The following is a 9,822-nucleotide window of genomic DNA, read 5'->3' on the forward strand; positions in this document are numbered from 1 at the left end:
GCAAGGCATAACTGCGCCCATTTCAACTCCATATCACAAAAAGCCACAGGAGCACTATCGTGTTTCCTGTGGCTTTTCTGCGCGCATTTTTAGGGTGGAGGTGTGAGCATTGGAACAGTATATCATACCGGGGAGCGCTTACCGCAAGCTGAAAGCCGCGAATAGCCTCGGGCAGACCGCCTATATCTACGGCGCCACCGGCTATGGCAAGACGGCCTTTATACAGAAATACATGGAGAAGTGCCGCCCCGCATATCTGGACTGCGGGAACAGGCGCTGGGATGAAAGCGACGTCCCAGCCCAAGGGATTGTGGTGCTGGACAATCTGCATTTGCTAGAGGAATCCCGGCGGGAGATGGTCAGGCGTATCATAGCTGCGCCTGATGTGTGGCTCATACTCATAAGCCGCAGCCCGGTGCCCGCATGGCTTATGCCAGAGTACATCAACGTGGGTTTTATGGTGATCAAGGAAACCGACTTGGGCTTGGGCCGGCAGGAAATTGCCGGGTACTTGGATAGGCTGGGAATTTCCTACACCGAGGACGGCTTGCAGTTCCTGACGGAGAAGTCCAAGGGAAACGCCTACGCGGTACGCCATGCGGCCCTGAAAATGGCCGAGGGCATGGCTCCCGGACCGCAGATGCGAAAGGAAATCCACGACGCGTTCGCCCGGTACCTTACCGACTACGTGATGGTGGAGTGGGACAGCGAACTGCTGGAATTTCTCATGCGGGTCAGCGTAGTGGATGCGTTCACCTTGCCGTTGGCCGAGCTGATTACCGCCAGCCGTCAGGCTTCGGTTTATTTGCAAAGGGCGGCTGAAACCGGAAACTTCCTGTTTTTGGAGGGCGATGTATACCGATTGAGACCAGTGCTCCTGCACGCTCTGCGTGAAAGGGCCAAGCAATCGCTGGGAGAGGAGCAGCTGAGAACTTGCGCCAAAAATGCCGGGGTCTGGTACGAGATGAACGGGAATATCTCCGAGGCGCTGGAAATGTATGAGCGCTGCGGGGACTGGGGGCAGATCAGGGAGCTGCTGGTCCGCAACGCACGGGCGAACCCTGGAGCAGGCCACTACTATGAGCTGCGGCAGTACTATCTTTGCATGGACGAGGGCGAGGCGGCCAAAAGTCCGGTGCTTATGGCGGGGCTTAGTATGCTCCACTCTATGCTCATGGACGCGGAAAAGAGCGAGTATTGGTACAAAAAGCTGGCTGATTTTGCCAAGACGGCCACTGGCGGCACAAAGCGCGAGGCCCAGAGCCGCCTTTGCTACCTTGATATCGGCCTGCCCCACCGGGGGAGCCGGGATGTGCTGAAAATCATGCTGAGAGCGCCCGCTATACTCCTGGACCAGGGGGTGCGGCTGCCGGAGTTCTCTGTTACCAGCAACGTGCCCAGCACCATGAACGGCGGCAAGGACTTCTGTAAGTGGAGCCGCTCCGACCGGGCTTTAGCACGAACGGTAGGCCCTCTCGTAGAGCGGGTGCTGGGGAGCTATGGCAAGGGGTTGACGAAAGTAGCCCTGGGCGAGAGCCTCTTTGAGAAGGGCGGCGAAACCTTCGAGGTGCTGACCCTGCTCTCCCGGGGCCAGGTGGAGACCGAGTCCGGAGGCAGGCTGGAGATTGCCTTTGCGGCGGTGGGACAACGGGTGCGGATGATGATTTTGCAAAGGGATATTGTCAACGCGGGGGCAATTCTGGACTCTTTCCAGTCGGCGGCAAAGGCGCAGCGGGTCATGCAGATGCTGCCCAATATACAGGCTATGCGGTGCAGGATAGCCCTTTACGCCGGGGACATGGACGCGGTCCGGGAGTGGATGAAGGCCGCGCCGGACGAGGATAAGGAGTTCATCACCATGGAGCGCTACCGGTATCTCACCAAGGTGCGCTGTTACCTGGCGCTGGGCGAAAACCTCAAAGCCCTGGCCCTGCTAGAAAAGCTTAGCGAGTACGCCGAACGCTGCTATAGGACCTACATCCGCATGGAGACCGGGGTGCTGGGGGCCATTGTACGCCAGCGGCTGGGGACGGAGTGGGAGGCCATGCTGACCGCCGCTTTGGACGAGGCCGGGAGCTATCACTTTGTGCGGTTCATCAGCGAGCTGGGGCCGGCTATTCTGCCGCTGCTCAAGGCCCATGGCCGGGACAGTCCCTGGTTTCGGCAGGTGCTGGAGGAGACCCAGCAGATGTCCCGGCGCTATCCAGGCTATCTTTCGCCCAGGAACGCCGTACGGGAGGATTTTTCAAGCACGGCGCTGGAGATTTTACGCCTGCAAAGCGAGGGGCTTTCGGCCACTCAGATTGCCGAACGGCTTGGAATGAAGTCCGACAACGTGCGCTATCACATCAAGGAAAACTACCGCAAGCTGGGCGCTTCGGGCAAGGCGCAGGCCATTGCCGCCGCCCGGGCCTTGGGGCTGATATAAATTATTTTATTTTTTGGGGGTATCGGTATGAAAAAATTATTGAGCATTTTGCTTGCGCTGCTATTGTGCCTGGGAATGTGTCCGCCTGCTGCACTGGGGGCAAATGAGACGCTTACGACTACGCTGAACTTTACCAACGTAGGAGAGGGGGAAGGCCAAACCCATGCCCAAGGCCCGGGCTATACCTGGGAGGAGGTTGACGGTGGATATAAGCTGACGCTGAATGGCATCAGGATGAATGTTACAGCGTTTGCGCCTGGTGCGCTAACCACCGCTATCTTTCTGCCAGGGGACAGGCCCATCACGATAGAACTGATTGGAAAGAACCAGATATCCTCTGCCGGAAGCGCTATTGACGCTGCCGTAGGAACTGGGAATCCCACTATTACTGTCATGGGAGGCGGGGAACTGTCTGGTGATATCAACAATTCCCTCATCATGGCATATGGGGACTTAAACATAGAGGGCTGCACCCTGAAGGCAGCCAGCCCCGGCGAAGGGATATTTTGCCCAAAAGGCAATCTCGCCATTAAAAACTCCAAAGTCGAAATTGCCTCAGGAGGCAATAACGCCAGCGCCATCCATGCAAGCGAGGGCGGCATTACCATCACAAATAGCGAGATAAAAACTTCCTGTGAAGAATATTACGCGATTTCCGCAATGGAGGATTTGCGCATATCTGGCGGAACCATATGGGCCTCCTCAAATTGGGCGGATGAGAATGCCCCAACTACCACCATTTCCTGCAGTAACCTTTCTATCCGTGATGGGGCGAAGGTTACCTCGCTGGGAAATGCGTCATTTGGCATTTATGCCGCGGAGGGCGCTACGTTTTCCCTGTCTGAAATTACAGCAGTGGGCACAATGACCGCCGTCTTTTCGCCGGGCGGTTTATCCATAGAGGGGTTGGCGCTTATTGAGCCCAGCGGCGGAATTGTAGATTCGCAATTCATTCGGGAAAGCGACAACTCTTTCGCGACATCTGTCAAATTGAGCAGTGTAACCTTGAACGTCCCCGCAGAGCCCCTTCTTTGCACCTACGGTGAAACCACAAGGGTTACGCTGACCACCACCCCAGCCATAGAATCTGCCGTGGAGATTTACAATGGTCAAACGAAAATGGCGGAGGGGAATCTGAATGAGGAGATCACCATTGACACCAGCGCCCTGTCTCCCACGGACCTGAATCTTACAGCCAAGCTGCCAGGAGATTTGGGTGAAAAGAGTTTTATGGTAAAAATACTTCCCGCCTCCATAGAAAACGCTGAGATTGAACTGGACTCCACCGCGTTTCGCTACAGTGGCTCGCCTCACAGCCCGGTCATCCGAAGCGTCACTCTGGGCGGCAAAGCATTAACAACGGACATAGACTATACCGCCGCTATTCCCACTGAAGCCGAGCCAGGTACTTATGCGGTCACTGTCACAGGCAAAGGGAACTATACTGGCATGGTAACAGTACCGTTTACTATTAACAAGGTGGACGTAGTCCCTCGCCCGCCGGAATTGCCTGCCGACACGGAACAAGACAAGATGAAGGTGGAAGTGGAAACAGGAATTTCTACCGTACCGGCGGGATTAGCGAATCATGCTGAACTGAACACCCCCGCAAAGCTGGAAACAGCCATGAAGCTGGCGGTGACAGAGGCAAACAGTGCCGTTTCCGCAGAGAATATTGCACTGTACGATGTATCGCTGATGGTCAGCGATGACGGCGGAAAGAATTGGACACCTGCCACTGGAGATAATTTCCCGGCAGAGGGCAGGCTTACCGTTACCCTGCCCTACCCGGAGGGGACTGGCCAGAATACCCATGACTTTGTTGTGACCCATATGTTTACCACCACCGACTTTGGCAAGACTCCCGGAGCAACGGAGCAACCCGCTGTTACCAAGACAGCGGAAGGTATCCGGTTCACTGTCACCGGCCTGTCGCCGGTCTCTTTGGGCTGGGTAAAGAAGTCGTCCAGCGGAGGTTCTGGCGGCGGAGGCGGCTGGTATCCTCCTGTTAGTTACTACAGCGTGAAGGTCGACAAGACCGAGCATGGCACTGTCACTGCCAACCCTACCAGCATCTATTCCGGCGGCACGGTGACACTGACAGTCAAGCCGGACGATGGTTATAAGCTGGACAAAATCACCGTTACAGACAGCCAGAATAAGACTGTGGAACTCACTGAAAGGGACGGCAAGTTCACCTTCAAAATGCCCGGCAGGGATGTGACCGTGAAGGCCGATTTTGTACCAATTCAGACGCCAACGCCCAGCCCAGGGCCTACGGACTCCCCCAGCCCTACGCCGACTGGCTCGCCACCCCCCACACCCACCACATCCCCCAGCCAATCGCCAGAGCCATGGAAGAACCCATTCCCGGACGTGAGTGATACCGGTTGGTACATCAAAGCGGTGGAGTTTGTTTGCAAGAACGGTCTGATGTCTGGCTACGCAAACGGCAGGTTTGGCCCTAACGACAGCCTGACCCGCGCTCAGTTCGCGCAGATCATCTACAACAATGAAGGCAGGCCCAAGTCCGGCAGCGGCAGATTCAGCGATGTGACCACCGGCTGGTACGCGAACGCGGTAAATTGGGCGGCGGCAGAAGGTATCGTTGCCGGAGTTGGAGGGGGCAAATTTGCTCCTGACCTGCCTATTACACGGCAGGATTTGGCCGTGATGCTCTGGCGGTACGCCGGGAGCCCCGAACCGCGCAAGAATGAGCTTGATTTCAGCGACGCCGGGAAGGTAAGCACCTATGCGTGGAAAGCCCTGTGCTGGGCCCATGAGAGCGGTATTGTCAACGGCAAGGGGAACGGTGTGCTAGACCCGAGGGGGAACGCTACTCGGGCTGAGGCGGCGCAGATGGTGATGAAATTTGTTAACAACCTCTGACTGCAACAAAAGAAACCCACAAAAATCAAAACGGCAAAATGTCGTTTTGGTGGGCGAAAGATTTTCGGTGACCAGTTTTGAGGTCATGGCAGAATCTGCCACGACCTCAAATATCGGAAGTCTATCGGAAGACAAACGAAAAATGATGTGCTACAATCTGTAATGTGAAAAAGTAGCGTAGTGAAGAGGCGTATAATGCTCAAGTGAAAATCGGAATGAAGATATTTCGTTCTGATTCTCGCGAGGTATATGATTTGTGAACAAATTTCGGCGGACCAGCTTTGAGGTTGCGGCAAATTTTTCCATGACCTCAAATCAGAAAATCAAGTTTACATTTTACATTTTTGGTTTTTTCTGCTGCCAACAGTTAGAGATACCGAACAAAAAAAGTAAGTGTGCAACTTGCACATCTGCTTTTGGAGTTCACGGCGTTTAGCGCCACTACCATAGCCATTCTCTCAAATGTAAATTTTTTATGAACTTGGTTTATTTTTATATAATTTCAATTTGACATAATTAGAAAATATTTATTTCACCAACATTGAGTAGAAAAAAGTGGAATTTTTGATTTTGTCAAGTGTATAATATTAGTGGTAAGATAATTAGAGGGGAGTAGACTTGGTACTCCCAAATCCGCAAAGCGGCGTATTGGCTTCGGCTGAACGCCGCTTTTTTCATGCCCATTTTAGGTGACCAGGAGCGTCGCCCTATCACATAGAATACTTTCAAGGAGTGATGCTATGGCAATTTTCAGAGTACGGCACGACAAGGACTACACAGTAATGAGCAATCACCACCTGCGCGACCCGGCGCTCTCCCTCAAAGCAAAGGGACTGCTCTCGCAAATGCTGGCCCTGCCGGATGATTGGGACTATTCCATCGCGGGGCTGGCCTACATCAACCGCGAGGGCGTAGGGGCTATCCGTTCAGCCATAAACGAGTTGGAACGGGCTGGCTACCTGCAACGAGTACAGAGGCGTGGCAGCGGCGGCAAACTGGCAAACATCATCTACAATGTCTACGAACAGCCGTTGTGCAAAAACCCGACAACGGATAATCCGCTAACGGAGAAACTGCCGATGGAAAACGGCACACAACTAAATAAAGATAAACAAAGTAAAGATAAAATAAATATAGATATATCCAATCCCATCCTTTCCCGAGAGGATAGGATTGGATTTGAAACGGGTTATGCCAGTTATGAGCAGTTGGTAAAAGAAAACATTGAGTACGACCACCTGGTAGATGTGGTAGACAAGCCACTGCTGGACGAGCTTGTGGACATCATAGTGGAAACTGTATGCACTCAGCGTAAGGTAGTGCGTATTGCCAGCGATGATTATCCGGCAGAGGTTGTAAGGAGCAAATTCCTCAAACTAACTTCCGAACATATCGAGTATGTTGCCGACTGCTTTCACGCCAACACCAGCGAGGTGCGCAACATCAAGCAGTACCTGCGGGCTATGCTGTTCAACGCCCCCACAACTATGGACAGCTACTAACCGCGAAAGTGGCCCATGACATGGCCAAATGAGCGCGGAGCGCGTCCCGCCGAGCGTCAGTGAGGCGGTAAGTGGAGAAAACGGCTGAAAGGCGTTTTCGGTACGAGCCAGCATCGCATTTGTCCCGACACTCGTATAGACGAGTGTGCGGACAAACGCAGCTTGGATAGGGCGTACCCTATGACCCTTGTTTTTAGACATATTCTATTTTGAGAGGAATGATTATTTGAATAACCAGAAGAAGTTCGACATGAGAATGACCGAGCAGGACTACAAGCGCCTGACCCGTAAGGCGCGCAAATGTGGGCTTACAAGGTCAGGCTACATCCGGCTGCTGATTCACGACTATAAGCCTCGGGAGGCTCCGCCAGCCGATTACTATGGCATGACTCGTGAACTGAAAGAGATCGGCAATAACATGAACCAGATTGCGTTTATGGCCAATGCTACTGGCCTTGTTGATGAAGGTGCGTACTACCAAGAGGTTCTGCGCCTGCGGGACACTATCCAGCGTATTGAAAAGGCAGTCACAGGCCAGATTGATGAAGTTGATTTTGATGATGAATAAGCAAGATTGCACGAACCCAGCGGGAGTTTCCTGCTGGGCATTTTTCATTTATGGAGGTAGGCCTATGGCGAAAGACAAGAAGGAAACTGTTGGAAGGACTGTCAGGTCGGAAAGCGGCACCCAGTATTTCGTGGTGGGGAAATACAAAATCAAGGTGTCGGAGCACTTCCCGGAGCAGGGAAAATCAATCGATAATTTACTGGAGGACGCTGTGCACCGCGCTGCATCCTGAGAGATGTTTGAAGTAAAATAAAGCTGGAAATCGGCCCATGTTTGTGCTATACTGAACTTAGTGAGTATTACATAAGCGTGGGTTGTTTCTTTTTTAGGAGGTTTTTTGAGTGAAACAACCGAGCAATACAAAGATTTACAAGACTGCGCTCTACATGAGATTAAGCCGTGACGATGAACTACAAGGCGAAAGCGGTAGTATTCAGACCCAGCGCATGATGCTGCGGCAGTACGCCCAAGAGCATGGGTTGACCGTCATTGACGAGTATGTGGACGATGGATGGAGCGGCACAAACTACGACCGGCCGTCGTTTCAGCGCATGATTGATGACATCGAGGATGACAAAATCAACTGCGTGGTGACGAAGGATTTATCCCGTCTTGGTCGCAACTACATCTTGACCGGCCAATATACGGAGATTTACTTTCCCAGCAAAGGTGTGCGTTATATTGCCGTGAATGACAATGTAGACACCCTTAACGGTGAGAATGAGCTGGCCCCATTCCTCAATATTCTGAATGAAATGCACGCCCGGTAGACCAGCAAAAAGGTCAAGGCGGCGTTCCGTGCAAGGTTTGCCAATGGCGCACACTATGGCGCTTGCGCGCCTATTGGGTATGTGAAAGACCCAAATCAGAAAGGGCATTTGCTGATTGATGAGGAAACCCGATGGATTGTAGAGAAGATATACAATCTGTCCTTGAGCGGTGTTGGGGCCGAGAAAATCGCCCGCACTTTGATTGCCGAGAAGATCCCTACAGCGGCTTGGCTCAACTTCCAGCGCTATGGGACGAATGCCAACAAGTATGCCGACCAGCCGGAAAACAAGCGTTACGCCTGGACGGTGGGGCAGGTGAAGAACATTCTCCGCAATGAGACTTACATTGGCGACAGCGTTCACAACAAGTCGGGGACGGTTTCTTTCAAGTCAAAGCAGAAAACGACTAAGCCGAAATCTGAGTGGTTTACAGTGGAGAACACCCATGATGCCATCATCTCCCGGGATGATTTTTCCCGAGTTCAACAACAGATTGCCAACCGCCGCAGGGAACGGAAAAACGGTACGACACAGGTATTTGCGGGATTGGTAAAGTGCGCGGACTGTGGCTGGTCGATGTCTTTTGTGGAGAATCATCAGGGTAAAAAGCCGTACTGGTACTACCGCTGCGCGAAGAACGCCTTTGCTCTGGGCGAGTGCTCTATGCACTATATACGCTAGTGTTACGGATACCAATGGAGTACTCAGCCGGTTTAAATTCCAGGGATCTATTCCCGGAGTTTCCGTGGTCAGCAATGGAAATACTCTAACGCTTTCTACGACTGAAGCAATCCTCAATCCGAAAACATCGTCCCAAGTTGACAATAATAGCTCCATGGCTGGCGGCAAGGGCGCTGTAGCTGTTTGGCAGACCAGCGATCCCTCCCAGCAGGACTTTGCCACCTATAACCCCGCCGGTGGCGAACCGGTCCGCTGCTACATCAAGTTCAAGACCGATGCGGTAGGCAGCGCAGGTCTGGTCAAGACCTCCGAGGACGGAAAGGTGGAGGGCATACAGTTCCAGATCACCGGCAGCGATGGGAGCAGCACCACAAAGACCACCGACGCCAGCGGCAACATTGACATTGACGGACTGCCCATCTACGCCGCCGATGGGAGCAAAATCACCTATACCGCCACTGAAATCAATGTTCCCAACAAATACGTCAAGCCGGACTCACAGACCTTCCAGCTAACCGAGGGGCAGACTGCCTCCATCCACTTCGAGAACAAGCTGAAGCGCTGGCGGGTGACGGTCACCAAAACAGACGACAGAACCGGCTCCACACCCCAGGGCAACGGCTCCCTGGCTGGGGCAAAGTACGGCGTTTACAAGGGCAATGAGCTGGTCAAGGAGTACACCACGGACGAAAATGGCCAGTTCACCACCGACTACTTCCCCTATGGCGAGGACTGGACGCTTCGGGAGATCAGCGCGGGCGAGGGGTATCTGGTCAGCGATGTATCCACCCAGCTCTGCGAGATTCCCGCAGGGTCTAACAATGAGTTCAATGACAACACCGCCAGCGTGACGGATACAGTCATGCGGGGCGGCATTGCCGTTGAAAAGCGGGACAGTATCACCGGTAGCACGCCCCAGGGCAACGCGGATTTTTCCGGCATCCAATTTGAAATCATCAACGACAGCAAGAACCCGGTCATCGT

General features: G+C 53.3%; 8 protein-coding genes. All 8 read left to right on the plus strand.

Annotation, left to right across the window (positions count from 1 at the left end):
* Positions 1 to 109 precede the first annotated feature (109 nt).
* Positions 110 to 2,428: a winged helix-turn-helix domain-containing protein gene (locus tag U8U68_RS17390; protein ID WP_322203079.1), complete on the plus strand. Its 2,319-nt coding sequence runs from the start codon at positions 110 to 112 to the stop codon at positions 2,426 to 2,428.
* 27 nt (positions 2,429 to 2,455) lie between these two features.
* Complete coding sequence (locus U8U68_RS17395; protein ID WP_322203081.1) at positions 2,456 to 5,317, plus strand: S-layer homology domain-containing protein; 2,862 nt, start codon at positions 2,456 to 2,458, stop codon at positions 5,315 to 5,317.
* Between the two features lie 740 nt (positions 5,318 to 6,057).
* Positions 6,058 to 6,819, plus strand: coding sequence for a DUF6017 domain-containing protein (locus U8U68_RS17400; RefSeq protein WP_322203083.1), 762 nt, complete (start codon positions 6,058 to 6,060; stop codon positions 6,817 to 6,819).
* A gap of 226 nt (positions 6,820 to 7,045) precedes the next feature.
* The gene (locus U8U68_RS17405; RefSeq protein ID WP_322203085.1) at positions 7,046 to 7,387 is read left to right on the plus strand and encodes a plasmid mobilization protein; all 342 of its coding nucleotides are present in this window, start codon (positions 7,046 to 7,048) and stop codon (positions 7,385 to 7,387) included.
* Between the two features lie 64 nt (positions 7,388 to 7,451).
* Positions 7,452 to 7,619 carry a hypothetical protein gene (locus U8U68_RS17410; protein ID WP_166545030.1) on the plus strand — a complete coding sequence of 56 codons (168 nt, stop codon included), beginning with the start codon at positions 7,452 to 7,454 and terminating at the stop codon, positions 7,617 to 7,619.
* A gap of 109 nt (positions 7,620 to 7,728) precedes the next feature.
* Complete coding sequence (locus tag U8U68_RS22700; protein ID WP_437124446.1) at positions 7,729 to 8,157, plus strand: recombinase family protein; 429 nt, start codon at positions 7,729 to 7,731, stop codon at positions 8,155 to 8,157.
* A 108-nt stretch (positions 8,158 to 8,265) separates the two neighbouring features.
* Entirely contained in the window at positions 8,266 to 8,838 is a 573-nt protein-coding gene (locus tag U8U68_RS22705; protein WP_437124447.1) for a recombinase family protein, read from the plus strand.
* 154 nt (positions 8,839 to 8,992) lie between these two features.
* Positions 8,993 to 9,822: MSCRAMM family protein (locus U8U68_RS17420; protein ID WP_322203088.1), on the plus strand; the 830-nt coding region annotated here is incomplete at its 3' end.

This window comes from Acutalibacter intestini, from assembly GCF_034334985.1.
Taxonomy (GTDB): Bacteria; Bacillota; Clostridia; order Oscillospirales; family Acutalibacteraceae; genus Acutalibacter; species Acutalibacter intestini.

Excerpts from the sequence above, each read along its gene's own strand:
- U8U68_RS17410 (WP_166545030.1), top strand. The coding sequence starts at position 7,452 with ATGGCGAAAGACAAGAAGGAAACTGTTGGAAGGACTGTCAGGTCGGAA.
- U8U68_RS17400 (WP_322203083.1), top strand. The coding sequence starts at position 6,058 with ATGGCAATTTTCAGAGTACGGCACGACAAGGACTACACAGTAATGAGC.
- U8U68_RS17395 (WP_322203081.1), top strand. The coding sequence starts at position 2,456 with ATGAAAAAATTATTGAGCATTTTGCTTGCGCTGCTATTGTGCCTGGGA.